Below are 24971 nucleotides of genomic sequence, written 5' to 3' on the forward strand. Positions count from 1 at the left end.
CCGTGCCCCGCCGTCCTCGGGGCACGGCCGGAGACCGCGTCCCGCCGACCGCGCCGGACCGGTCAGGAGGTGACCACCCGCGTCACCACCGACACCGAGCTGATCAGCAGCAGCCACAGGACCGCGCGGCGGAACAGCTCGGCGTCCAGCCGGCGGAAGACCCGCTCGCCCACCGCCATGCCGACCAGCATCGCGGGGACCCCGACCAGCAGCAGCGAGCCGACCTCCGGCGTCAGCCTGCCGCTGATCCAGAACCCCGCCAGAGAGGCGGCGCTCGTCGCCGAGAACATCACCGACAGGGTCGCCCGCTGCACGCGGGGCTCCAGCCCGCTCCCCTGGAGCGCCGCCACCATCAGCGGGCCGTCGATGCCCGTCGAGGCGAACGACGCACCCGACAGGGCGCTCACCCCCGCCAGCGTCGGGGTCCCGCCGGGGATGGGGGTCCTCCGCCACACCAGGAACGTCCCCACCAGGACCATCACGGCGATCGCCACCATCAGGGCCCGCTCGGGCAGCACGGCGAGCAGCCACACGCCGAACGGCACCCCGGCCAGCCCGAACCCCAGGAACAGGGCAGCCAGGCGACGGTCCACGTGGTGGCGGTCCCGGGCGGTGATCCACACGCTGACCGGCGCCGACATCAGCCCGGCCACCACCACCGCCGTCACCGGGTCCGCGAGCAGGGCCAGCGGCGGCACCGCCACCAGCGAGAAGCCGAAGCCGGTCGTGGTGCGCACCAGGGACCCCAGGGCGAGGACCACGAAGACACAGGAGATGACGAGCATGGGCGGGCGGCTCCGGGGGCGCTGCGGCGGGGACCCGCAGACCCTACTCCCCGGGATGCGGACGCGGACACGGGAGGGAAGGATGGGGGGATGAGACTGTTCGTTGCCCTGGCGCCTCCCCCGGACGTGGTGGAGACGGTGCGCGAGGCCGTCGACCGGGGGCGCAGGCACACCCCCGACCTGCGGTGGACGCCTCCCGGTGAATGGCACCTGACCCTGCTCTTCCTCGGCCGGGTCGACGACGACCTGCTGCCCGGCCTCACCGGGGCGCTCGGGAGGGTGGCCCGCAACCGGCGGCCCCTGGAGCTCGCGGCGCGCGGCTGGGGGACCTTCCCGCGCAGCAACGCCCGGACCTCCGTGCTGTGGGCCGGCGTCAACGGCGACACCCAGGCGCTCGGCATCCTCGTCGGCCGCCTGAGGGCCGCCGCCGACCGGATCGGGATCGAGGTCGACCACCGCCCGTACGTGCCGCACATCACGGTCGCCCGCAGCCGCCCCGCGCGGGACCTCTCCGGCACCGTCCACTCCCTCGGGACCCTGCGCAGCCGCAGGTGGGAGGCGCAGGAGATGCACCTGGTGGAGAGCCGGCCCGAGTCGGCGGACCGCTACCGGACCGTCCGGACCTGGGCGTTAGGCTGGGAGCCGGATCCCACCCGACCACCGGAGCGCAGCACGTCATGAGCATGCTCACCAACAACCGCAAGCAGCGGTGGCTGCTGCCCGTGGTCCTCGGCTCCATCATGCTGATCGTGGTCCTGGGCGCCCTCCTCGGCTGAGCCCCGCCCGGCCGGCGCTTGACCTTGACGCCTGCGTCAGGGTTCTAACGTGCCGCCATGACTCCACACACGACCGGGACACGCGTTCCCGGCGGCTCCGGCCGGCCGGTGTGCCTCACGCCCACCGCCTTCGCGATCGGCGCCGACGACCCCGTCGTCGCCGGACTCCTCCCCGAGATCGCCCGGGACCCGGGGATCGGCGCGGGCGCCGCCCGCGCACGCCCGGAGCGGCGTCCGGCGGACCGGTCCGGCCGGGGTCAGGCGGCCGCGGCGGCCAGGCTCGCGGCGTGCGCCACCAGCGCCGCGTTGTCGTACGCCTCCGTGCCGTCCGGGAGGCGCATGGTGTCCTCCAGGCCGATCCGGAGGTCGTGGCCCGAGGCCACGGCGGCCTCCAGCATCGGCCACGCGGTCGCGTCCGTCCCGTGCAGCATCCGGGGGGCGCCCACCCGCGCCCGGTCCAGGAGGGAGAGGATCGCGTTCGCGTTGCGCTCGGCGTCCTCCACCGCGACCTGGGTGGGCTCGACCAGGACGGCGGACACCCGCATCTTCGTGGCGACCAGGATCCGGGCCGCCTCCACGGTCCACACGCCCGCCTCCACGTCCACCCTGCGGTCCTCCAGGAGGTGGGCCAGGTCCACCGAGCCGGCTTCGTGCAGGTTCAGCGTGACCGAGTCGGGTAACAGCGGGGACGCCCATCTCTGGACCAGGTCGTAGCGGCGCCACGGGTCCGACTCCGCCGACAGCGACGTGGTCAGGGACACCGGGACGTCCGGCCCCTCGGACCGCAGCGCCTCCATCAGCGACGCGACGACCTGCGGTTCCAGCGACTCGGCGCCCCCGGGGTCGCGCGGGTGGACGTGGACGGCGTCCGCGCCGGCGGCCACCACGGCGTGGGCGTCCGCGACCAGCTGGTCGACGGACACGGGCAGGGCGGGGTGCGCTCCGGGGCGGCGGTCCCCGTTCAGGCAGGCGACGATCCTCATGGGCTCTCCTCACGGCGCTCCGTAAGCCGAATGTGCCCGTTCGCACCCGGGCGCAAGCCACCCCCGCCGTCCCCTGGCAGGATGTCGTCCATGAGAAGACCGCTCGCGCTGGTCGCGACCGCACTGCTCGCGGCCCTTCCCGCCGCCCCGGCTTCGGCGTCCCCCGAGGACCCGGGCGCGCCGAGCGGCGGGGTCGACTACCCGAGGGGCGGGGAGGGACCGGAGGGCTCGGAGGTGGCGTTCGAGTTCCAGGACGCGAGGATCTCCGAGTCCAGCGGCATCGCGCCCTCCGCGCTGCACGAGGGCGTGTGGTGGACGCACAACGACAGCGGCGAGCACCCGAGCGAGGTGTACGCGGTCGACGGGGACGGGCAGACGCTCGCCACGTTCTCCCTGGGCCTGGAGCGGCGCGACTGGGAGGCGGTCGCCGTCGCGGAGGGGCCCGACGGCGAGCCGGCGGTCTTCGTGGCCGACATCGGCGACAACTTCGGCGGCAGCTGGGCCGAGTACAGGGTGTACCGGTTCCCGGAGCCGGCGGTCCTCGCCGACGGGGCGGTCGAGCCGGTGACGCTCACCTTCACGTACGCGGACGGCGGCCGGGACGCGGAGTCGATGATGATCGACCCCCGCGACGGGCGCGTGTACGTGGTGTCCAAGGAGTTCTCCGGCGGCCTCTACGCGGCCCCCGAGGTCCTGGACCCCGAGGGCGCGAACGTCCTGGAGCGGATCGACTCCGCGCCGCTGTTCGCCACCGACGCCGCGTTCGGCCCGGACGGCACCCGTTACGTGATCCGCACCTACTGGGGCGCCACGGTCTACGACTCCACCGACGGGGTGCCCGGGCGGCCGATCGGCTCCTTCGACCTTCCCGAGTCCGACCAGGGCGAGTCGGTGGCGTTCACCCCCGACGGGACCGCGCTCATGGCGGGCACCGAGGGGCCGCACGCCCCCGTGTGGCGGATCCCCCTGGAGGACCGGTACCTGACCGACGAACCGGTGGAGGTCGAGGCGGAGGCCGCGCCCTCCGACGGGGAGGACGGCGGTACCGCGGCGGAGGGCGGCGGCGGGGACGGGAGCGCGCTGCCGTTCATCCTGGGAGGGGCCGGCGTCGCGGCCGTGCTCATCGCCGGGATCGTCCTGCTCGCCCGGCGGGGCTGACACCGGGCCCCGGGACGCAGCGGGCCGACGCCCGGTCCCGGGACACGCGGCGGGGACGTCGCACCGCGCGGACACCGGTCCCGAGGATCCCGCCCGTGGCGCTCCCCACCGCCGGTTCCCGTCGCGGACGCGGGACCGCGGTGGCCGCGCGGTCACCGCGGGTCCTCCGCCCCCTCCCTGCGGGCGCGCAGCGCCCGGACCTTCTGGCGGTTGCCGCAGCGCTCCATCGAGCACCAGCGCCGCCGGCCCGGGCGCGAGGTGTCCACGAAGACCAGCCGGCAGTCGTGGGAGCCGCACTCGCGGATCCGGTCGGCGTGGTCGCCGGTGAACAGGTCGACCGCGTCGCGGGCGATGGTGGACAGGACGGCGGTCGCACCGGCCGGCTGGACCCAGGACCGGCCCGCGCCGGCGTCCATGGCCGGGACCAGGGGAGGGTGGGACGCGGCCAGGTTGACCTCGGCGACGTCCTCCGGCGGGAGGGGGCGGCCGCCCGTGCGCGCGTCGGCCAGGCGCCAGAGCGAGTCGCGCAGGCGCCGTGCGGCACGGAGTTCCGCCTCGGTGACCCCGACCAGCTCCGGGTCCAGGCGGAGCCGGGACAGGGCGAGCCAGTCGGCGAGGTCCCGGGGCCCGTGGAGGATCTCGTAGTGCGCGTACGCGCCGGGGGCGCCGGTGACGAGCAGTTCCAGGCACAGGGCGCCGGGGTCGAAGACGAAGGGGGAGCCGTGCAGGGGGCGCATCGGCAGGCCTGTTGTGTCCCGGGTCATGTAACCACTATAACTGGAATCAACGGTCGGGGCCATGTCCGGAAGGTCCCGCCACAGAGCCGAGGAGAACCCCGATGGCAGTCGAATGGCAGCTCGTGGTGGACTGCGCGGACCCCGTCGCCCTCTCGCTGTTCTGGGCGCAGGCGATGGAGTACGAGCCCGAGGACAACACCGTGCTCATCGACCGCCTGCTGGCGGAGGGGCTCGTGAAGGAGGGGGACCTCCGGGAGGTGGACGGGCGCAAGGTCTTCGCCACGGTCGTCGCCATCCGCCACCCCGACGACCCGGTGGACGGCAGCACCGGCATCGGGCTGGGGCGGCGCGTGCTCTTCCAGGTCGTGCCGGAGTCCAAGACCGTGAAGAACCGCCTGCACGTCGACCTGAAGGTGGGGGCCGCGCGCCGGGCCGACACCGTCAGGCGGCTGGAGGGCCTGGGGGCGACCTTCGTGCGGGCCGTGGACGAGCCCGGGGCCTCGCACGTCACCATGCGGGACCCCGAGGGGAACGAGTTCGACGTGCAGTGACGCCCGCCCGGGGCCGGGCGGCGGCGCGCCTCCCGCGACACGGGGCCGGCGCCGGAGCGGCCTGGCGGTCGCGGCCGTCAGTCCTCGACGGGCTGGGGGTCGAGGAAGTGCTCGCGCGCCAGGAACGCGTGCCGGGAGAAGTCGGTGAACACGCCGTCCACGCCGAGCTCGAAGAACGCCTCGTACTCGGCGGCGAAGCCTCCGTAGTCGCTCGGCCCGCGGTCCGAGCGCAGGTCGGGGGGCAGGAAGTGGTTCTCGCTGCGGAACGTGTACGGGTGCACGAGCAGGCCGGCCGCGTGCGCGTTCTCGACGAGGTCGGTGGGCTCCCCGAGGTTGCCGTCCTCGTCGGTGGGGATGACCAGGCCCTTCGCGGGGCCGATGGCCCGGGCGAAGGCCGCGACCTCGGCCAGGCCCTCCGGGGTCGTGTAGTGCAGCCAGCGGTCCTCGGTGCCGAGCAGGAACACCAGCGGGAGCTCCGTCCCGGCGAGCTTGCGCAGGCTCTCGGCCTCGAAGGACTGGAGGAACACCGGCAGGGCCGGCTCGGGGCCGGTCAGCCCCGCCTCGCGCAGGGCCCCGATCAGGGCCGGCTCCAGCTCCAGGCCCTGGGCGGCGTGGTACGCGGGGTGCTTGGTCTCGGGGTAGATCCCGATCGGCCGCCCCAGCTCCTCGGTGAGCGAGAAGGCCAGCCCGATCACCTCGTCCAGGGTCGGGATCCCGTAGTCCCCGTCCATCAGGGCGTTCATGGCGCGCACGTCCCGCATGCGCTCCACGGCGCGCAGGGTCCGGATCTCCTCCAGGGTGAAGTCCTGGGCGAAGAACCCGGTGGTCTCGCGCCCGTCCACGGTCCGGGTGGTGCGCCGGTCGGCGAACTCCGGGCGCTCGCCCACGTCCGTGGTGCCGCCGATCTCCTGCTCGTGGCGGCAGATCAGCTTCCCGTCCCGGGTCGCGACCAGGTCGATCTCGATGAAGTCGCCGCCGTACCGGGCGCCCAGCTCGTAGGAGGCCAGCGTGTGCTCGGGACGGTGCCCCGACGCACCCCGGTGGGAGATGATCTTGATGGGGATTTCCTGCTTGTTCTTGTTCCTGCGCACAGCCGAACCGTCCTGAGAAGCCGAGATGCCGGGAAAGAGGGTGGCCGACCCGTGGGAACACGGGTCGGCCACCATTGTGCAACGTGGGGCGAACGGGTCAGGACAGCTCGGTGAGCACGTGGTCCACGCACGCGGTGAGCGCCTGGACGTCGCTCGGCTCGACGGCCGGGAACATGGCCACGCGCAGCTGGTTGCGGCCGAGCTTGCGGTACGGCTCGGTGTCGACGACGCCGTTGGCGCGCAGGACCCTCGCGACGGCGGCGGCGTCGACGTCGTCGCTGAAGTCGATGGTGCCGACCACCTGGGAGCGCTTGGCCGGGTCGGTCACGAACGGGGTCGCGACCGGGGACTTCTCGGCCCAGTCGTAGAGGATGGAGGAGGACTCGGCGGTGCGCGCCACCGTCCACTCCAGCCCGCCCCGCGTGTTCATCCACTCCAGCTGCTCGGCGAGCAGCAGCAGCGTGGCCACGGCCGGGGTGTTGTACGTCTGGTCCTTGCAGGAGTTGTCCACCGCGGTGGTCAGCGAGAAGAACTCGGGGATGTACCGGCCGCTCGCGGCGATCTCGTCCACCCGGGCCAGGGCGCGGGGCGACATGACCGCCAGCCACAGCCCGCCGTCGGCGGCGAAGCTCTTCTGCGGGGCGAAGTAGTAGACGTCCGTCTCGGTGATGTCGACGGGCAGGCCGCCCGCCCCGCTGGTGGCGTCCACCAGGACGAGCGCGTCGTCGTCGGCGCCCGCGACCCGCTTGATGGGGGCGGCCACGCCGGTGGACGTCTCGTTGTGGGTGAGGGCGTACACGTCCACACCGGCCTCGGCGACGGGCTCGCCGTGGCTGCCGGGGTCGGTGCTGATGACGGTGGGCTCCTCCAGCCACGGGGCGCCCTTGGCGACCTTCGCGAACTTGCCGGAGAACTCGCCGAAGGACAGGTGCTGGGACCTGGAGCGCAGCAGGCCGTGCGCGGCGATGTCCCAGAAGGCGGTGGTCCCGCCGTTGCCGAGGACGACCTCGTACCCGTCGGGCAGGGAGAAGAGGTCGCTCACGCCGGCGCGCACCCGGGAGACCAGGGACTTGACCGGCTTCTGCCGGTGGGAGGTCCCCATGTAGCGGGAGCCGGAGGAGGCCAGGGCCTCCAGCTGCGCGGGGCGCACTTTGGACGGGCCGCTGCCGAAACGGCCGTCGGCGGGCAGCAGGTTCGCGGGGATCTGAATCTCGTCGGTCACGGTCCCCAGGGTAGTGGTGGGAGTGGTGACGCAGCCGGTCAGGGCCTCCGTTCACGGCGTGCATGCGCGTGACCGGAGGATCGAATTGTCACATTCTCAGAAGTTCTGGCCGGTATGGGTCAGTGTCAATTCCGCCAAAACGGATGAATCTTCCGAAGCCCTTGTTGTCTAATGAGAAACAGCTTCGGGGGGAGTGACGGGACCGACACGAGCCGTGAAGGGGTTTTCGCGAGTGGTTGACGACGAGTCCGGCGACCGGACCGCCGCCCCCGGGGCGCCGCCCCGTTTCCTGGCCGTCTTCGACGCGCTGCGGGCCCGCCCCCCACGCCGCAGGTACACCCTCCTGGCCCGCATGGAGCGCCGCGTGGCCCGCCGGCTCCCCGCGGACAAGCACGACGGCCTCCAGCGCGGCGACGTCGCCGAGCCGCCCCCCGTCCTGGACCTGGCCGTGCGCGGTACGGCGGACCGCTCGGAGGTCCTGCGCATGCTGGTCGAGCGGGGCGGGGCGAACCTCGTGTGGCGCCTGCCCGAGGCGGAGGAGCCCGCGGAGCCGCTTCCGTCCGGCGGGGCCGGGGGGAGCGCGGAGGCCGGAGGGGCGGCCGCCGCTCCTCGGCCCGGCGACGGCGGCCCTCCCTCCGGGAACGGGGCCGGGAGGCGGTTCGGGCGGCGCCGGACCGCGCCGCACCCGGGCGTCGAGAGCACCGGCGCACCGCTGGCCGCCCCTCCGGGCGCCGGCCCCCCGGGCGAGGACGCCCCCGTCACCACCGACCAGCTCTACGACCTGATGGAACGCCTGGTCGACGGCCGCCTCGCCCGCCTCGGCGACCAGCCCGGGCAGAAGTGGTACCACAAGCCCCCCTCCCCTCCCCGCTTCGCCCGCCTGAGCTCCCTGCTGTGGCTGCGCAGGTGCGAGCCGGCCACAGTGCAGGCCAACGTGTCCGGCTCCGAGGTCCCCCAGGACGGCGTCGCGCTCACCAGCGACAGCAAGACCCAGGTGGAGGTCATCAACGAGCTGCGCCGGGTCCGGCTGGACAGCGCCAGGGAACGGCGCGAGCGCCTCCTCGACGCGGCCGGAGGGCGGAACCCGGACACCGGGGACGACGGCGCCCCGGCCGGAGCACCGTCACGGTGGGAGCGGTCCCGGCTCTCCTTCGTCGTGCGCCGGCGCTGGCTCGCCTCCGCCGCCTCCCGCACCTCCCGCTGGGCGACCCGCGTCTCCGACCGGGTCACCTTCGGCAAGCTCGACGAGAGACTGCTCACCCCGCTGGCCTTCGTCGTCTCCCTCGTCGTCACCGCCACGCCCTTCGCCGTCCTGGGCCTGGTCGCCCAGCAGGTCAACGAGCTGATCGGCCTCCTCGCCGGCGTCGCGCTGACGGCCGCCTACGCGGTCGTCGCGTTCTTCGTGCTCCTGCCCTGGTGGCCCTACCGCTGGCTCAACCGGCACCGCTACGTCACCCACGAGGCGGGCGGCGACAAGGCCCTCCCCAACCACCGCGAACGCGGGATCCACGTCCTCAACCAGCTCAACGACCGCGACGCGGGGGGCGGGCGGATCAGCGCCGACACCAGGCCTCCCGGCGTCCACCGGCTCGCCGTCAACGCCTTCCTCGACGACCTCCACCGCGCCTACGGCGCGGCCGGGCGCCGCAGGCGCAAGCGCAGGCAGCGCCCCGTGCTCCTCCTGGAACAGGAGCGCCTCGACCCGGTGGCCCGCTACCTCGTCCTCCTCGTCGAGGACGAGCGGCTGCGCCGCGGCTTCCCCGACCCCCTCCTGATCGTGCAGGTCCGGTGCGGCTCCACCCCTCCGCTCGTGCGGGGAGGGGTGGACACCGCCCGGTACCCCTCCCTCCCCGAGGGGGAGGGCGCCGCGCAGCGGGCCCCGGAGGTCGGCCGCTGGACCAGGGCGCGCCACGCCGCCGGGCGGCTCGGCGCCCACCGGCTCGTCGCCCTGGACGTCGTTCCGCTGCGCGGGGACCGCCCCCGGGGCTCCTTGCGGCCCGAACCCGTCCGGGTGTTCACCGCCCCCGCCCTCGCGGGGCTCTGGACGGCGGGCGCCGCCGCCTGCGTCGTCCTGGCGGTCCTCCTCGGGACGGTGGTCGTCCCCGCCCTGCACCCCTGCGTGCAGCGGGGCCTGGTGGTCCCCGCCGGGATCGACACGAGGAACGGCCAGTGCGTCGGCGTCTCCTTCGGGGACTTCGTGTTCCACGAGCGGCTGGAGGAGGTGACCGAGCGCATCCGGGACCAGAACCGGGCGGTCGACGACAGCGGGGACCCCTACGTCACCATCGCCTACATCGCCGAGCTGGAGATCGCCGACCCCGGCGACCCCTCGCTCTCCGGGGTCCAGGGTGAGCTGCTGGGCCTGGCCTTCCAGCAGGACCAGCACAACGAGCTGGTCGGCAGGGACGGCACGCCCAAGATCAAGATCCTGATCGGCAACGCGGGGGAGGCGTGGGCCCACGCCGAGGAGACCGCGCGGGAGATCGCCGCGCGGTCCGGGAACACGTACCTCGGCATGGACCGCCCGATCGGCGCCGTCGGCTTCGGGCACAGCGTCGCGCCCAACAGCGAGGCCATCCGGATCGTCGGCGACGCCGGGATACCGATGGTCGGCACCACCGCCACCTACGACGACGTCGCCCGGTCCGGCGAGCGGCAGCACAACGAGTTCTTCTTCCCCGTCGCCCCCGCCAACAGCCGCATCGCCGAGCAGGCGGCGCACTGGGCCTACAACGGCGTGCCGTGGACCGGCGACCGGGGGGTGGAGTACGGGCTGGAGCCCGCCCGCACGGCCGTGGCCATCGCGAGCGCGGGGGCCGCGGAGGACGGGGGAGCGCACGAGCAGTACGGCCCGCACCTGGCCGAGCTGTTCATGGCGGCCTTCCAGGAGGAGGGCGGATCCGTCTGGGAGGGCGCGCGGGGGCTCGGGCCGGAGGAGTACGCCGACGGGACCCTCCTGTACGGGAGCGGCGACCTGGAGGAGGACACCACCTTCCGGGACCACCTCGACCGGCTGTGCACGGAGGACCCGCCCGACCTGCTCTACTTCGCCGGGCGCTCCGCGGACTTCACGGCCTTCCACGACTACTTCAGGACCGCGGGCGGCGCGGCGTGCGTGGGAGGGGACATGACCATCCTCGGCGGGGACGACATCGCCAAGTTCGTCGCCGACGAGGAGGACCGCATCAGCCAGTCCCTCCAGCACCCCGTGTTCTACACGCCGCTCGCGGCCAGCGGGTCCTGGGGCGAGTCGGAGGCGCTGGCGGAGGAGGACTCCCAGGGGTTCTACACGGCGGTGGACGACCTCGTGGAGGAGCTGTACCGGGAGGACGGGGACGAGGAGGGGGAACCGGTCCCGCGGACCGAGCTCCCGTCGATCGCGCACGCCGCGGTGGCCAGCGACGCCCTCCTCGTCGTCTCGCGGGCGATGCCGCACACCGGCCTGACCCCCGAGGAGCTCGCCGCGCGGGGGCCGCTGGGGTTCGTCGGACTGGAACGGCGGCCGTTCCTCCGGGCCCAGGAGGACTACGAGGCCAAGCGCGACCAGCTCCTGGGCGGGATCCGGGACACGCGCGGCCTGACCGGCATGTCGGGCTACCTCGAGTTCGACAGCTCGGTCGACGGCCACTGGTTCCCGGAGCGCCTGGTGCAGCTGGTCCTGGTGGGACCCGACTCGGGCGGGGACCGCCAGCACGTCATCCACAGGTGCGGCATGAGCAGCGCGGACCTGCCCCCGGCCGACCCCGGCTGCGTATGAGGGGGAGCGGGGGGCGGGGCGGGGTGGCGCGGGACCGCCCGACGCGAGAAGATGCCCGTTGTGGACCACCGAAACCCCGCCGAACTGCGGAAACCGTACACGGGTGAACCCCTGGTGCGCTCCTCCCTCGCCGCCCATCCGATGACGCAGTTCCACCTGTGGTTCGAGGAGGCCTACGAGTCGGGGCTGGCCGAGCCGAACGCCATGGTCCTGGCCTCCGTCGAGCCCTCGGGGATGCCCAGGGCCAGGACGGTGCTGCTGAAGGGCTACGACAGGACCGGGCTGCGCTTCTTCACCAACTACACCTCCAGGAAGGGGGAGGCGCTGGACGCGGACCCCCGCGCCGGCCTCCTCTTCCCCTGGCACGCCATCCGCAGGCAGGTCCTGGTGGCCGGTCGGGTCGAACGGCTCTCCGACGCGGAGAACGACCGCTACTTCGCCACACGGCCGCGCGGCTCGCAGCTCGGGGCCTGGGCCAGCGAGCGCCAGTCCCGGACCGTGGAGGACCGCGCCGAGCTCGACCGCCTGTACCGGGGCTTCGAGACGGTGTGGGCCGAGGACGAGGAGGTCCCCAGGCCCTCCTACTGGGGCGGCTACCGCCTCGTCCCGGAGGAGGTCGAGTTCTGGCAGGGCGGCCCGGACCGCATGCACGACCGCTTCCGCTACCTGCGCGGCGACGGGGACGCGTGGGAGATCGACCGCCTGTCCCCCTGAACCCCGCCGCGGAGGGGCCGGTGCGGGCGCCCCCGGAGTGATCCCCGTCGCGTCCGGTGCGCGCACCGGGCCCGTGTGGCGCCGGAGGGCCCTTCACAAGGGTCCGTCGGGCATTCCTCCAGGGGCGAACGGCCCGGAGGGGCCGGGACCAGCGACTCCTGCGCCGAGGGGCGGACGACGCCCCTCCGCTGTCCACATTGTGGGACGGTGGAGAAATTCGGGCTCGCCGATGCGCGATATGCTTGCCGTATCGGTGGTCGCTCCCGCGGTCCTGCGGACGCCCCGGTCCCCACTCGGCCCCTGGGAATCACGTGGTCCCGGCCTGTGTTGTGAGAGACCTGCCGTGCCCGCTCGCGACCGCGCGTCGGGCGCAGAGCCTTGGGAGGGGAGACTTGACCGCACACGGGCTGATCGACACCACGGAGATGTACCTCCGGACGGTTTTCGAGCTCGAGGAGGAGGGCATCGTCCCGCTTCGGGCGCGTATCGCCGAACGCCTGCACCAGAGCGGACCCACGGTCAGCCAGACGGTGGCCCGCATGGAGCGCGACGGCCTGCTGCGGGTCGAGAACGACAGGCACCTCGTCATGACGGCCGAGGGCCGTCGACTGGCCACGCACGTCATGCGCAAGCACCGGCTCGCCGAGCGCCTGCTCGTCGACGTCATCGGGCTGCCCTGGGAGGACGTGCACATCGAGGCCTGCCGCTGGGAGCACGTGATCTCCGAGGCGGTGGAGGAGCGCCTCGTGACGCTGCTCAACGCCCCCTCGGTGTGCCCCCACGGCAACCCGATCCCGGGCCTGGACGAGCTCGGCCTGGAGAACTACTCGCCCGAGCCCTTCACCGACGACTCGATCGTTCCGATGATCGACGTCGCGGGCAACAGCGAGACGACCGTGATGGTACGGCGCATCAGCGAGCAGATCCAGTCGGACGCCGACATCATGCTCACCTTGCGCGAATCCGGGGTACAACCCGGGCAGGAAGTGGTGCTCAGGGCCTCCGACGGGGGCGTCCACGTGATCGGCGGCGAGTCCGAGGGGACCGACCTCTCCGAGGTCGTCGCCGGACACATCTTCGTCGCCAAGCCGTGAACCACGCGAACACGTTGATTGGTTGCTCATCGGGATTGTCACATTGCGCTGCGGGAACGTTGACGGTGTTGCTACGCTCGCCCCAAGGTGCGGTCGTTCGGGGTACCCGGAGCGGGCATGTATGCAGCTCATGACGGCGAGGTGGCGGCTAGATGACACGGTGGGGTGAGCCCTTCCGGGAGAGCGGCGCGCTGACCACGGCCGCTGTGGTGGACCAGGCGCAGATCGCCATCGTCGTCATCGACAGGTCCAGCCTGCTGCGCTACTGGAACCCCTTCGCCCGCGAGCTCTTCGGGTTCGTCGGCGGCCGGGACTACGTCGGCCTCTCCCTCCTCGACATCGGCATCCACGAATCGGACCGCGAACACGCCTCCCAGCTGGCCCGCCGCGTCCTGCGCGGCGAGCACTGGGAGGGCACGTTCGCCGTCCTCAAGGGCGACTCCACGTGGATCCACGTGCGCGCCCAGGCCGTGCCGATGCGCGACGAGTCCGGCGAGATCGACGGCATCACCCTCATCGCCCGCGAGGCCCTGCGCAGCGGCCGTGTGGAGGAGCAGTACGGACTGCTCGAACGCATCGGCAGCCGCCTGGCCAGCTCCCTGGAGTTCGACTCCACGGTCAAGGGCGTCGCGGGCATCCTGGTGCCGCAGTTCGCCGACCACTGCTTCATCGACCTCTACGACCACGACCGCCTGGTCAGACAGGTGTCGGTGCACGCCGAGGGGTGGACGCCGCCGCCCCGCACGTGGTTCGGGGTCGGCGACGAGGTCCGCTACCCCGAACGCCACTTCGTCACCCAGGCGCTGCGTCGGATGGAGACCGTCGTCAGCAGCGACTACCTGTTCGAGAACTCTCCCAGCACCCGCTCCGACACCGTCTCCCGGCAGGTCGGCGTCACCTCCGCCATCGCCGCCCCCCTGCGGGCACGCGGCGAGGTCCTCGGCGTGCTCACCCTGGCGCTCTCGGGGCTCTCCCCCCGCCAGAAGAGCACCTACGGCGGGTTCGACCGCGACCTCGTCGGCGCCATCGCCTCCCGGGTGGCCCTGACCATCGACAACGCGCGCCTGTTCGAGGAGGAGCGCAGCACCGCCCTCGCCTTCCAGCGGAGCCTGCTCCCGCACCACTTCCCGCACCTGGACGGGCTGACCATCGCCCACCGCTACCAGCCCGCCGGGCCCCTCCAGGCGCACGGCTACGGTGTGCAGACCCAGGTCGGCGGCGACTTCTACGACGCCATCCCGCTCTCCGCGGGACGCGTCGGGCTGGTCATCGGCGACGTGGAGGGCCGCGGTCCGCACGCCGCCGCGGTCATGGGGCAGCTGCGCGCCGCCCTGCGGGCCTTCGCCCAGGCCGACCGCGAGCCCGCGGACATCCTCCGCGAACTCGACGAGTGGGTCCGCCAGCTCGGCCAGCCGGACGAGGACGGCGGCGGCACCTGGATCCCCAGCGTCAGCTGCCTGTACATGGTCTACGACGCGTGGTCGCGCGAGCTGTCCTACGCCAACGCCGGGCACGCCACACCGCTGCTGGTCACCTCCGACTCGGTCGACAAGCTCGACCTGGCGGCGGCCGACCGCATGCTGGGCGTGCGGGCCAAGGGCGGGGCGGCCGAGGACGTCGTCTACCACCAGGCCGAACTGCGGCTCCCGCTCGGCGCGACCCTGGTCATGTACACCGACGGGCTCGTGAACCGGCACCCGGTCGGCGGTGCGCCCGACCCCGAGCGCGCCCTGGCCAGGCTGGCCGAGCGGGTCTCCGAGGTCGCGGACAAGGACGTCGACGAGATCGCCGAGGCGGCCCTGCACGGCGTCCCCGGCGAGCTGGACGACGACACCGCGCTGCTGGTCGTGCGCACCCACTCCGACGCACTGGCCCTGCGCGAGGGCTGGTTCCCCTCGGAGGCCTCCACCGTGGGCGAGGCGCGCCACCTGGCGGCCAAGACCTTCGACGAGTGGGGGATGGACCGCGACCAGTCCGAGCTGGCCTGCCTGCTGGTCTCGGAGATCGTCACCAACGTCGTCATCCACGCGACCCCCCACCCCGTGCACCGCGAGTTCACCGGCAACGGCGTCCTGGACTCGGAGACGCCCCTCGGCGCGGGGTCGGCGGCGGACGAGTTCGACGAGGACTGGACGGACCTGCTGGAGGCGGCGGCCGAGGAGGACGACGAACCCGCCGAGGACACCGCCGACAAGGAGTTCCTGCTCCGGTTGCGGCGCGGCGCCTCCGCCGTGTGGGTGGAGGTCTTCGACCACGACCTGCGCCTGCCCCGCATCCGCAGCGCGGCCGCCGACGACGAGGGCGGTCGCGGCCTCTACCTGGTGGAGCAGCTGGCGAGCCGGTGGGGCTCCCGTCCCACGCCGGACGGCAAGGCGGTCTGGTTCGAGATGCCGATGCACGGTGAGGACGAGGAGGGCTCGCAGGGCTGAGCCCTCCCGCGGGCCGCGGCGGCCGACCCCGTCGGCCCGCCCGGTTCCGTGACGCGGGGGCCCCGTGCGTCCCAGCGGTTCCGCGGGCCCCTGCGGCCCCGCCCCTCCCGCCGTCTCCCGGACCCGGCGGACGCGGCGCCGCCCCCGCCCGCTCCCCCCGCCCGCCCCCCCGGGCGTCCCCCGCCGTGCGGTCGGCCGGGCGTCGAATTCCCGGCGAACAAGGCGTTTTCCGCCCTGCCCTTCTTGTCGTGGACGACCGTCGCGGTTAATTTGTCCGACGACAACAGAAAAAGATGAACCGATTCCCGGACAGGGAGTGGAGGACATCGATGGAAGAAGCAGAAGTGGTTCCCCGTACCAATTCTGCAGGTCCGAGAATCGCCGAGTCCGCCCGGAGGGGCGTGGGTCCCCGTTCCCCACGCGTCCCGGCGGTCCGCAGGGCTCCCTCCCCCGCCACGGGGGCCGGAGCCGCGAGGAGGGCAGGCCGCCGTGTCCCGCGCCTGGCCCTCCGCTCCCTCGTCGGGGCCCTGGCGCTGGTCGTCGCGCTCCCGGCCCACGCCTTCGCGGCGCCGCCCCCCGCGCTTCCGGCGAGCCACGCGGAGGCGGACGGGAAATGGCAGCCCGCCTTCGACTACGACACCGACGGCTGCTATTCGTCCCCCGCCATCGGATCGGACGGGACCGTCGCCGAGGGGCTGAAGACCTCCGGGGCCCTGAACGGCAACTGCCGTGACCGTTCCGACCTCGACAACACGAACTCGTATTCGCGCTCCAAGTGCGACGCGAGCGGATGGTGCGCGTACATGTACGCGCTCTACTTCGAGAAGGACCAGACCGTCCACGGCTGCTGCGGACACCGGCACGACCTCGAACACGTCGTGGTGTGGGTGTTCGACGACGAGGCGCGCCACGTCTCGGCGTCGGCGCACGGCGACTACGACACGAGGCCGGCGTCCGAGGTGCTGTGGGAGGGCACCCACCCCAAGATCGTCTACCACAAGGACGGCGCCTCCACCCACGCCTTCCGGTTCGCGGCCGGGCACGACGACCCGCCGGAGAACCACTACGGCGTGTGGCAGTACCCGGACCTGGTGAGCTGGGACCACTACCCGCCGGGCATCCGGGAGGCGTTCACGTCGGCGGACTACGGGAGCGCGCAGCTCGACCTCAGGGACGGCTCGTTCCCGGGGGCGCTGGCCAGGGCGCAGCCCGACGGCATCGAGTTCGATCCCTACGCCTAGACCGCGGTCGCCGGGTGCCCGCCCCGTCGCGCGACGGGGCGGCACCCGCCGGCCGCGTCCGTGCTCCGCCCCGCCGTGGCGGGGCAGGCGGCGCGCCGTCCCTACCGCCAGGACCACGCCCAGAGCAGCAGGCACACGAAGACGAAGAAGACCACGATCCCGCTGGTCGCCCAGGGGATGTGGATCCTGGGCCGGAGTCTGCGCACGCCGATCACGAGCAGCACGACCAGCAGGCCCATGACGATGAGGCCGTCCCACGCACCGCTCATGACTGCTCCGACCCTTCCAGGGGGTTGTCAGGTCACAGGCCGAGGCCGCGTCCCACGATCTCCTTCATGATCTCGGTGGTGCCACCGTAGATCGTCTGGACGCGGGTGTCCTGCCAAGCCTGTGCCACGGGGTATTCCATCATGTACCCGTACCCGCCGTGAAGCTGGAGGCACCGGTCCACGGCCCTGTTGCACATCTCGGTGGTCCACCACTTGGCCATGGCGGCGTCCTCGACGGTCAGCTCACCCCGGTTGAGCAGCTGGATGCCCCGATCCACGTAGGTGCGGGCCATGTCGACCTCGGTGGCAATCTCGGCCAGAACAAAACGACTGTTCTGGAACCGCCCAATCGGACGCCCGAAGGCGGTGCGCTCCCGGCAGTACTCGACGGTGTGCTCCAGCACGGCGCCGGCGGAGGCGACCGCGCAGGTGGCGATGGACAGGCGCTCCTGCGGCAGGTTCTCCATGAGGTGGATGAAGCCCTGGCCCTCCGTGCCGATCAGGTTGGCCGCGGGGACGCGCACGTCGTCGAAGAACAGCTCGGCGGTGTCCTGCGCCTTCATGCCGATCTTGTCCAGGTTGCGGCCACGGCTGAAGCCGGGCATGCCGCGCTGGACCATGAGGAGGGAGAAGCCCTGCGCTCCCGCGTCGGGGTCGGTCCGGCAGACCACGATCACCAGGTCGGCGTTGACGCCGTTGGTGATGAAGGTCTTGGAGCCGTTGACCACGTACGCGTCGCCGTCGCGGACCGCCGACGTCCGGATGCCCTGGAGGTCGCTGCCGGTGCCGGGCTCGGTCATGGCGATGGCGGCGATCAGCTGGCCCGAGGCGAATCCGGGCAGCCAGCGGCGCTTCTGCTCGTCGTCGGTCAGCTTGACCATGTACGGCGCCATGACGTCGTTCTGGAGGGTCATCCCGAGGCCGCTGGCGCGGGCCCGGCAGATCTCCTCGTTGACGACGGCGTTGTACCGGTAGTCGTCCAGGCCGGTGCCCCCGTACTCCTCCGGCACGCCGTGGCCGAGGAGCCCCACCTCGCCCGCCCGGGTCCACACCTCGCGCGGGACGATCCCGTCCTTCTCCCACTGCGCGTGGAAGGGGACGACCTCGCGCTCGAGGAACTCGGCCACCGATGCGCGGAAGAGGTCGTGGTCGGCGTCGAAGAGTTCCCGCTTCATGCTCTGCTCCGGACGTGTCGGGGATCACTGGCTGACGCCACAGTAACCGAACCATATTCGGTTTTGAAGGGGCGGCTCCAAGCCACGGCAAAGTTCCTGTTCCGGTGGGCGGTTCCCCGCTCACGGGAGCCCCCGGGTTCCTACTGTGGCCGCAGCGGGGCCGTGAGCCGTGCGCGGCCCGACACGGGGGAGAGCCGATGGCGCAGCACGAGGCCGACCGCCGGGAACGCAGGGAGCACCGGGGCGGCAGGATCGCGGTGATCATGACCGCGCTGATGCTCACCGTGCTCCTGGCCGCCCTGGACCAGACGATCGTCTCCACCGCGCTGCCGACGATCGTGTCCGAGCTCGGCGGGCTCAACCACCTGTCGTGGGTGATCACCGCCTACCTGCTCGCCGTCACCGCCGTCACCCCGCTGTGGGGCAAGCTCGGAGACCAGTTCGGCCGCAAGCGGCTCTTCCTCCTGTGCATCGGGATCTTCCTGGTCGGCTCCGCCCTGTGCGGCATCGCGCAGGACATGCTCCAGCTCATCGTCTTCCGGGCGGTGCAGGGGCTCGGAGGGGGAGGGCTGATGGTGCTCGCCTCCGCGATCATCGGCGACGTCGTCTCGCCCCGGGAGCGGGGCAAGTACCAGGGGCTGTTCGGCGCCGTCTTCGGCATCTCCAGCGTGGCGGGGCCCCTGCTCGGCGGCCTGTTCGTCGACCACCTGACCTGGCGGTGGGTGTTCTACGTGAACCTTCCCCTGGGGGTTCTCGCGTTCGCCACGGTGCTGGCGGTGCTGCCCGCCAGCACGCCGACCGGTCGGCGCCGGGTCGACTACGCCGGGATCCTCCTGCTGGCCGCCACCGCCGTGTGCCTCACCCTGGTGGCGGCCTGGGGCGGCAGCGTCTACCCGTGGGCCTCGCCCCAGGTCGTGGGGCTCGCCGTCGCGGGCGCCGTCCTCGGTGTCGGATGGTGGCTGACCGCGAGGAGGGCCGCCGACCCGGTCATGCCGCTCAGCCTGTTCCGCAACCCGACCATCGTGGTCGCCATGGCCATCGGGTTCTGCGTGGGCTTCGCGATGATGGGGTCGATGGCGTTCCTGCCGCTGTTCCTCCAGATCGTGCACGGCCTGTCCCCGACGGCCTCCGGCCTCCACCTGATCCCGATGGTGCTGGGCATGTTCCTCACCTCGATCACCAGCGGTCGCCTGGTCACCCGCACCGGCCACTACAAGGCCTATCCCGTGGTGGGCATGGCCGTCACCTCGCTCGGACTGCTGCTCCTCTCCCGCCTCGGCCCCGAGAGCTCGCTCTGGGAGATGGGGTTCTACTTCTTCGTCCTGGGGTTCGGCCTGGGGCTGGTGATGCAGGTGGTGGTCGTGGTCGTGCAGAACGCGGCCGACTACGCGGACCTCGGGGTGGCCACCTCCTCGGCGACGTTCTTCCGGTCGATCGGCGGCTCGTTCGGCACGGCCGTGTTCGGGGCGGTCTTCTCCGGGCAGCTGGCGGCGAACCTGGCGGCCCGCGCCGGGGAGATCCGGCTGCCGCCGGGGGTGGACCCGGCGTCCCTGGAGAGCGACCCCCGCAGTCTGGACCGGCTGCCCCCGGAGGCGCAGGCGTCGTTCCTCCAGGCCTACGCCGACTCCGTGGACACCGTGTTCCTGTGGGCGGTGCCGGTGGCGGCGGCCGGGTTCGTGCTCGCGCTGTTCCTGCGGCAGGTGCCCCTGCGCACCACCGTCGGCTCCCCCGGGCTGGACGAGTCGATCCCGCCCGTCGCCGCGGGGAGCCGCAGCGCGATGGAGCACGTCGAGCGCGAGGTGTACCGGGCCTGCGGCAGGGAGGGCGCGGACGAGATGTACGGGCGCCTGCGCGAGGCGGCGGGGCTGGAGATCTCGCCGCGCGCGTGCTGGGCGCTCAGCCACCTCGGCGTCACCGGGCCGCTCACCGGGGCGGAGCTCGCGCGGATGTCGGGGCTGGGCGAGGACGCCTGGGAGGGTGTGCGCCGGGAGCTGGAGGAGGCCGGATACCTGACGGGCGGGGGCGGGGCCTGGGAGCTGAACCGGCGCGGGGCGGACGCGGCCCGGCAGGTGTTCGACGCCCAGCGCACCGCGCTGCGCTCGCTGCTGGCCGACTACGGGCCCGGGGAGCACCCGGAGGTGGTCGCCGCCCTGGAGCGGATGACCGCGGACACCCTCGGCGACGAGGGGGACGCCTCGCGCCTCGGCGAGGGGGCCCACCGGCTGTAGCAGCACGGGGGCGGGGCTTGCCGGATCCAGGGAACCGAATACAGTTCGGTTATCGTCACCCACGCTCTTGGAGGACACCGTGGCCGAGGCATACATCGTCGGCGCAGTACGCACCCCCGTCGGTACCAGGAAGGGCGCCCTCGCCGCCGTGCACCCGGCGGACCTGGGCGCGCACGTGCTCAAGGAGCTCGTCCGGCGCACCGGGGTCGACCCCGCCGCCGTCGAGGACGTGGTCATGGGCGTGGTCAGCCAGGCGGGTCCCCAGGCCCTCGACCTGGCCCGCACCGCGTGGCTCTCCGCCGGCCTCCCCGAGAGCGTCCCCGGCGTCACGGTCGACCGCCAGTGCGGCTCCTCGCAGCAGGCCGTCCACTTCGCCGCCCAGGGCGTCATGTCCGGCACCCAGGACCTGGTCGTGGCCGCCGGCGTCGAGAACATGGGCATGGTCCCCATGGGCGCCAACGTCCAGTTCGCCCTCGACAACGACCTCCCCCTCTACGGCGAGGGCTGGACCGGGCGCTACGGCCTCCAGGAGATCTCCCAGTTCCGCGGCGCCCAGCTCATGTGCGAGAAGTGGGGCTACAAGCGCGAGCGGCTGGAGGAGTTCGCCCTGGAGAGCCACCGGCGCGCCGCCGCCGCGCAGGAGGAGGGGCGCTTCGACGACCAGATCGCCCCCCTCGCCGGGGTGAGCCGGGACGAGGGCGTCCGCGCCGACACCACCCTGGAGAAGATGGCCGCCCTCAAGCCGCTGCGCGAGGGGTGGGAGCTCACCGCGGCCGTCGCGAGCCAGATCTCCGTGGGCGCGGGAGCGCTGCTCATCGCGTCCGAGCGCGCGATCGAGCAGCACGGGCTGACCCCGCTGGCCCGCGTCGTCCAGCTGGCCCTGGTCGGCGACGACCCCGTGTACATGCTCACCGCGCCCATCCCCGCGACCAGGGTCGCCCTGGCCAAGGCCGGGCTGGGCATCGACGACATCGACGTCACCGAGATCAACGAGGCGTTCGCCCCCGTGCCGCTGTCGTGGATCGAGGAGCTGGGCGCCGACCCCGCCAAGGTCAACCCGAACGGCGGCGCGATCGCCCTGGGCCACCCGCTGGGCGCCACCGGCTCGATCCTGATGACCAAGCTGATCGCCGAGCTGCACAGGACCGGCGGACGCTACGGCCTCCAGACCATGTGCGAGGGCGGCGGCCAGGCCAACGTCACCGTCATCGAACGCGTCTGACCCGGAGTACCGGGGCCGCGTGCCCGCCCGCGGGCGCGCGGCCCCCGCCCCGGACCCGCCGTCCGCGCCCGCCGCTCACCGGCGGGCCAGGGCGGGGCCCCCGACGCCGTTCTCCAGCCCCAGCCAGGCGGCCATCCCGGCCAGCTGCTCCACCAGCTCCGGCACGGTGTCGGCGGGGGCGCCGTCCTCCAGGGTGATCTTCTGGGCCAGGAGCGTCCCCGACGCGCGGTCCGCCTTGAGGTCCACCCGCGCGACCAGGTCCTCGCCCAGCAGGAACGGCAGCACGTAGTAGCCGTGCACCCGCTTGGCGGCGGGCACGTAGATCTCCAGCCGGTAGCGGAACCCGAACAGCTCCTCGGCGCGGTCGCGCGTCCACACCAGGGAGTCGAACGGGCTGAGCAGCGCCCGGGCCGCCATCGAGCGGGGCACCCGGGCGTCCCGGTGCAGGTAGGCGGGGCGGTTCCAGCCCTCCACCCGCACCGGGACCAGCTCACCGGAGTCCACGAGGCCGGCCACGGCGGGCCTGGACTCGGCGGACTTGAGCCGGAAGTAGTCGCGGAGGCAGGGCTCGGTGGCGACGCCGTGCGTGCGCGCGGCGATGGACACCAGCTCCCGGTGCGCCTCCTCGGGCGTGGTGGGCGGGGCGTCGCGCACCTCCGGCGGGAGGACCCGCTCGGGCAGGTCGTAGAGCCGCTCGAACTGCGAGTTGCGCCCGTTGGAGGTCAGGTCGCCGATCCAGAACAGGTACTCCAGGCACTTCTTGACGTCGGACCAGTTCCAGCCCCAGTGGTCCTTGGCTCGCGGCGCGTCGTGCGCGAGGGCGGCCTCCACGCCGCGGGCGGTGGCCGGGCCGATCCGGACGACCTCCTCCAGGACCGCCTTCAGGAGTTCGGGCCGCTCCTCCCGGATGCCGTTCATCCAGCCGACCCGGGTCTGGGCGCGGTTGCGGTCCATCCGGTGGCGCATGAGCTGCCGCGTGGCCGGCGGCACCAGGCTGGCCTCGTGGGCCCAGCACTCCACCAGGCGCGCGCCGCCCGCCCCCGCGGCCGTGGTGGCGGCCCGGTCCAGCAGCGCGGTGTCGTAGCTCCCCAGGCGGGCGAACACGGGCAGGTACTGGCTGCGGGCGAGCACGTTCACGCTGTCGATCTGGAGGATCCCCACCCGGCGCACCACCCGGGCCAGGTGGGACAGGGTCGCCCTCCCCCTGGGCCGCGGGTCGGCGAAGCCCTGGGCGGCGAGGGCGATCCTGCGCGCCTGGGAGAGGGAGAGGTCCGCGTCTCGGCGGGGGTGCGGTTCAGCCATGCCGCCACGGTAGCCCCCGGTGGCGACAGTCGGCCCGCCGCGGTCGGCGCCGGGGCGGGGACGGGCCTTCCGCGGACCGGTCGGCGCCGGAGCCGGGAGGTCGGCGGGCGCCGGCGCCCGCCCCCCGGTCGGTGTGTCCTGCGTCACGTGGCCGCTGTCGTCGTGCCCGGTGACGCGCGGATCGACGACTCGCCGTGGCCGCGCACGGCGGTTCCGTGGAAAAAACCTTTGGCCCAATGCGAACCCCGAGGGGGTCCCGGCCGTCACAACAGAGGCGACACGAACGACCGGACACGTGCCGGGAGTCGCACACGCCCCGGTGCGGAGGACGGCCGCACCGGGGCACCTTCTGTTCCTGCCCGCCCAGCTGGGCGTTCCCCCCTCGTGCACAGCCCGCGTCGAACACCCGGGCCCCCTCCATGGCCTAGCCTTCTGCTGTGCGTATCGCGACTTGGAATGTGAACAGTGCCAGGGCCAGGGTCGACCGGATCGGGGCCTGGCTGGACCGGAGCGACGTCGACGTCCTCGCCATCCAGGAGACCAAGGCCAGGGACGACCAGTTCCCGGCCTCCGTCTTCACCGACCGCGGCTACGAGGTCGCCCACCACGGCCTCTCCCAGTGGAACGGGGTCGCGATCGCCTCCCGCGTCGGGCTGGAGGACGTGCGGGTCGGCTTCCCCGGCCAGCCCGGATACGGCGACCCCGAGGAGTCCGAGGCGCGCGCCGTCGGGGCGACGTGCGGCGGTGTCCAGGTGTGGAGCCTGTACGTGCCCAACGGCCGCGAGGTCGACCACCCCCACTACGCCTACAAGCTGCGCTGGCTGAAGGCGCTGCGCGAGGCGGGCGCCGCGCGCCTCGCGCAGGCCCCCGACGCGCAGATCGCCTACGTCGGCGACTTCAACATCGCCCCGCAGGACGACGACGTGTGGGACATGGCCGCGTTCGAGGGCAGCACCCACGTCACCGCGCCCGAGCGCGCGGCCTTCGAGGAGCTCGTCGGCGCGGGGTTCCGCGAGGTCGTCCGGGAGCACACCCCGGGACCCGGCGTGTACACCTACTGGGACTACAAGGGGCTGGCCTTCCCCAAGCGCAGGGGCATGCGCATCGACTTCGTCCTCGCCTCCCCGGCGCTCGCCTCCCGCGTGAGCGGCGCGAGCATCGACCGCGAGGAGCGCAAGGGCAAGGGGGCCTCCGACCACGCACCGGTCATCGTGGGGCTCGACGGGAACGACGGAGCGTCCGTCGCCAAGGTGAAGGAGGCCGGGGCATGAGCGCCGGGAGCAGAGCGGTCGGGACCACGGACGGCGGGGGCGCCGCCGGCGGCGCGCCGCGCGTGGCCGTCTTCGGCAGCGTCAACATGGACCTGGTCGCCTACGTGGACGAGGTGCCCGCGAGCGGCGAGACCGTGACGGGCACCGACTTCCGCCAGGTGCCCGGCGGCAAGGGCGCCAACCAGGCGGTGGCCGCGGCACGGGCGGGGGCCGACGTGGCCTTCCTCGGAGCGGTGGGCGACGACGCCTTCGGCGAGGAGCTGCGCGCCAACCTGGCGGCCGCCGGGGTCGGCGTGTCCGGTCTGCGCACGGTCCCCGGGGTGTCGGGCGTCGCCCACATCGTCGTGGACGGCAAGGGGGGCAACTCGATCATCGTCGTCCCCGGCGCCAACGGCGGGGTCGCCGGCGTGGCCGACGGCGACGCGGCTCTCATCGAGGGGAGCGCGGCCCTGCTGCTCCAGCTCGAACTGCCGATGGAGGCCGTGGTCTCCGCGGCGCGGACCGGCCGCGCGCTCGGTGTGCCGGTCTACCTGACCCCGGCCCCCGCGCGCGACCTGCCCGCGGAGCTGCTGGAGTCGGTGGACGTCCTGGTCCCCAACCAGCACGAGGCGGCCGCGATCACCGGCCGCACGGACCCGCGCGAGGCGCTGGCCGCCCTGCTGGAGCTGGTCCCGGAGGTGCTGCTGACCCTGGGCGAGGACGGCTCGCTCCACGGCCGCAGGGGCGGGGCGGCGGTGGCCTCGCCCGCACGGCAGGTGAGGGCGGTGGACACCACGGCCGCGGGGGACACCTTCTGCGGTTCGTTCGCGGTGGCGAGGGCGGAGGGCCGGTCGCCGGAGGAGGCGATGGCGTTCGCCGCGGCGGCGGCGTCGCTCTCGGTCCAGCGGCCCGGCGCCAGTTCGTCCATGCCCACCCGCGAGGAGGTCGAGGCGCTGCTCGGCGGCGTCGCCTGAGGCCGGTCCGGGG

Annotated in this window: 20 protein-coding genes; 12 read left to right on the top strand and 8 right to left on the bottom strand. The window is 73.3% G+C overall.

Annotated elements, in window-relative coordinates; all coding sequences use genetic code 11:
• Positions 1 to 62: 62 nt before the first annotated feature.
• A complete protein-coding gene (locus tag OUQ99_RS03350; protein WP_267947953.1) occupies positions 63 to 785 on the bottom strand; it encodes a sulfite exporter TauE/SafE family protein in 723 nt (240 codons plus the stop codon).
• Positions 786 to 875: 90 nt separating this feature from the next.
• Here OUQ99_RS03350 and thpR point away from each other — a divergent pair, with 90 nt between their 5' ends.
• Positions 876 to 1466, top strand: coding sequence for an RNA 2',3'-cyclic phosphodiesterase (thpR, locus tag OUQ99_RS03355; protein WP_267947954.1), 591 nt, complete (start codon positions 876 to 878; stop codon positions 1464 to 1466).
• A 352-nt stretch (positions 1467 to 1818) separates the two neighbouring features.
• On the opposite strand, the gene OUQ99_RS03360 is transcribed toward thpR, so the two are convergent.
• A complete protein-coding gene (locus tag OUQ99_RS03360) occupies positions 1819 to 2544 on the bottom strand; it encodes a 3-keto-5-aminohexanoate cleavage protein (protein WP_267947955.1) in 726 nt (241 codons plus the stop codon).
• A 90-nt stretch (positions 2545 to 2634) separates the two neighbouring features.
• On the opposite strand from OUQ99_RS03360, the gene OUQ99_RS03365 reads away from it, so the two are divergent.
• The gene (locus tag OUQ99_RS03365) at positions 2635 to 3702 is read left to right on the top strand and encodes a hypothetical protein (RefSeq protein WP_267947956.1); all 1068 of its coding nucleotides are present in this window, start codon (positions 2635 to 2637) and stop codon (positions 3700 to 3702) included.
• 152 nt (positions 3703 to 3854) lie between these two features.
• Here OUQ99_RS03365 and OUQ99_RS03370 read toward each other — a convergent pair whose 3' ends face one another.
• The gene (locus OUQ99_RS03370; RefSeq protein ID WP_267947957.1) at positions 3855 to 4466 is read right to left on the bottom strand and encodes a CGNR zinc finger domain-containing protein; all 612 of its coding nucleotides are present in this window, start codon (positions 4464 to 4466) and stop codon (positions 3855 to 3857) included.
• Positions 4467 to 4540: 74 nt separating this feature from the next.
• Here OUQ99_RS03370 and OUQ99_RS03375 point away from each other — a divergent pair, with 74 nt between their 5' ends.
• The gene (locus OUQ99_RS03375) at positions 4541 to 4990 is read left to right on the top strand and encodes a VOC family protein (RefSeq protein WP_267947958.1); all 450 of its coding nucleotides are present in this window, start codon (positions 4541 to 4543) and stop codon (positions 4988 to 4990) included.
• A gap of 77 nt (positions 4991 to 5067) precedes the next feature.
• Here the strand turns inward: OUQ99_RS03375 and OUQ99_RS03380 are convergent, their stop codons facing one another.
• Together OUQ99_RS03380 and serC are read right to left on the bottom strand one after the other, a co-directional pair.
• Positions 5068 to 6081 (bottom strand): glycerophosphodiester phosphodiesterase family protein, encoded by a 1014-nt coding sequence (locus OUQ99_RS03380; protein WP_267947959.1) that lies wholly within the window; start codon positions 6079 to 6081, stop codon positions 5068 to 5070.
• 97 nt (positions 6082 to 6178) lie between these two features.
• Positions 6179 to 7303 carry a phosphoserine transaminase gene (gene serC, locus OUQ99_RS03385; protein WP_267947960.1) on the bottom strand — a complete coding sequence of 375 codons (1125 nt, stop codon included), beginning with the start codon at positions 7301 to 7303 and terminating at the stop codon, positions 6179 to 6181.
• A gap of 232 nt (positions 7304 to 7535) precedes the next feature.
• Between serC and OUQ99_RS03390 the strand changes: the two genes are divergently transcribed.
• The 5 genes from OUQ99_RS03390 (at position 7536) to OUQ99_RS03410 (ending at position 16538) form a co-directional block, all read left to right on the top strand.
• Positions 7536 to 11060: an ABC transporter substrate-binding protein gene (locus tag OUQ99_RS03390; RefSeq protein ID WP_267947961.1), complete on the top strand. Its 3525-nt coding sequence runs from the start codon at positions 7536 to 7538 to the stop codon at positions 11058 to 11060.
• Positions 11061 to 11120: 60 nt separating this feature from the next.
• Positions 11121 to 11774 (top strand): pyridoxamine 5'-phosphate oxidase, encoded by a 654-nt coding sequence (gene pdxH / locus OUQ99_RS03395; RefSeq protein ID WP_267947962.1) that lies wholly within the window; start codon positions 11121 to 11123, stop codon positions 11772 to 11774.
• Positions 11775 to 12166: 392 nt separating this feature from the next.
• On the top strand, positions 12167 to 12868 hold the full coding sequence (locus OUQ99_RS03400) for a metal-dependent transcriptional regulator (protein WP_267947963.1): 702 nt from the start codon (positions 12167 to 12169) through the stop codon (positions 12866 to 12868).
• A 152-nt stretch (positions 12869 to 13020) separates the two neighbouring features.
• Positions 13021 to 15297: a SpoIIE family protein phosphatase gene (locus OUQ99_RS03405; RefSeq protein WP_267947964.1), complete on the top strand. Its 2277-nt coding sequence runs from the start codon at positions 13021 to 13023 to the stop codon at positions 15295 to 15297.
• A gap of 401 nt (positions 15298 to 15698) precedes the next feature.
• Complete coding sequence (locus tag OUQ99_RS03410) at positions 15699 to 16538, top strand: NPP1 family protein (RefSeq protein ID WP_267947965.1); 840 nt, start codon at positions 15699 to 15701, stop codon at positions 16536 to 16538.
• A 101-nt stretch (positions 16539 to 16639) separates the two neighbouring features.
• Here the strand turns inward: OUQ99_RS03410 and OUQ99_RS03415 are convergent, their stop codons facing one another.
• Positions 16640 to 16807, bottom strand: a complete 168-nt coding sequence (locus tag OUQ99_RS03415; protein ID WP_267947966.1) for a hypothetical protein — start codon at positions 16805 to 16807, stop codon at positions 16640 to 16642.
• Between the two features lie 32 nt (positions 16808 to 16839).
• Positions 16840 to 17982: an acyl-CoA dehydrogenase family protein gene (locus OUQ99_RS03420; RefSeq protein ID WP_267947967.1), complete on the bottom strand. Its 1143-nt coding sequence runs from the start codon at positions 17980 to 17982 to the stop codon at positions 16840 to 16842.
• A gap of 197 nt (positions 17983 to 18179) precedes the next feature.
• Between OUQ99_RS03420 and OUQ99_RS03425 the strand changes: the two genes are divergently transcribed.
• Positions 18180 to 20210 carry an MDR family MFS transporter gene (locus tag OUQ99_RS03425; protein WP_267947968.1) on the top strand — a complete coding sequence of 677 codons (2031 nt, stop codon included), beginning with the start codon at positions 18180 to 18182 and terminating at the stop codon, positions 20208 to 20210.
• Positions 20211 to 20289: 79 nt separating this feature from the next.
• Entirely contained in the window at positions 20290 to 21432 is a 1143-nt protein-coding gene (locus OUQ99_RS03430; protein ID WP_267947969.1) for an acetyl-CoA C-acetyltransferase, read from the top strand.
• A gap of 75 nt (positions 21433 to 21507) precedes the next feature.
• On the opposite strand, the gene OUQ99_RS03435 is transcribed toward OUQ99_RS03430, so the two are convergent.
• Positions 21508 to 22734 carry a winged helix-turn-helix domain-containing protein gene (locus OUQ99_RS03435; RefSeq protein WP_267947970.1) on the bottom strand — a complete coding sequence of 409 codons (1227 nt, stop codon included), beginning with the start codon at positions 22732 to 22734 and terminating at the stop codon, positions 21508 to 21510.
• Between the two features lie 437 nt (positions 22735 to 23171).
• Between OUQ99_RS03435 and OUQ99_RS03440 the strand changes: the two genes are divergently transcribed.
• Both OUQ99_RS03440 and OUQ99_RS03445 read left to right on the top strand, forming a co-directional pair.
• The gene (locus OUQ99_RS03440) at positions 23172 to 24005 is read left to right on the top strand and encodes an exodeoxyribonuclease III (RefSeq protein WP_267947971.1); all 834 of its coding nucleotides are present in this window, start codon (positions 23172 to 23174) and stop codon (positions 24003 to 24005) included.
• Positions 24002 to 24958, top strand: a complete 957-nt coding sequence (locus OUQ99_RS03445; RefSeq protein ID WP_267947972.1) for a ribokinase — start codon at positions 24002 to 24004, stop codon at positions 24956 to 24958. The genes OUQ99_RS03440 and OUQ99_RS03445 overlap by 4 nt, the downstream gene beginning before the upstream one ends.
• Positions 24959 to 24971 lie beyond the last annotated feature (13 nt).

This window comes from Streptomonospora nanhaiensis (assembly GCF_026642255.1).
In the GTDB taxonomy this organism is placed as follows: domain Bacteria; phylum Actinomycetota; class Actinomycetes; order Streptosporangiales; family Streptosporangiaceae; genus Nocardiopsis; species Nocardiopsis tropica.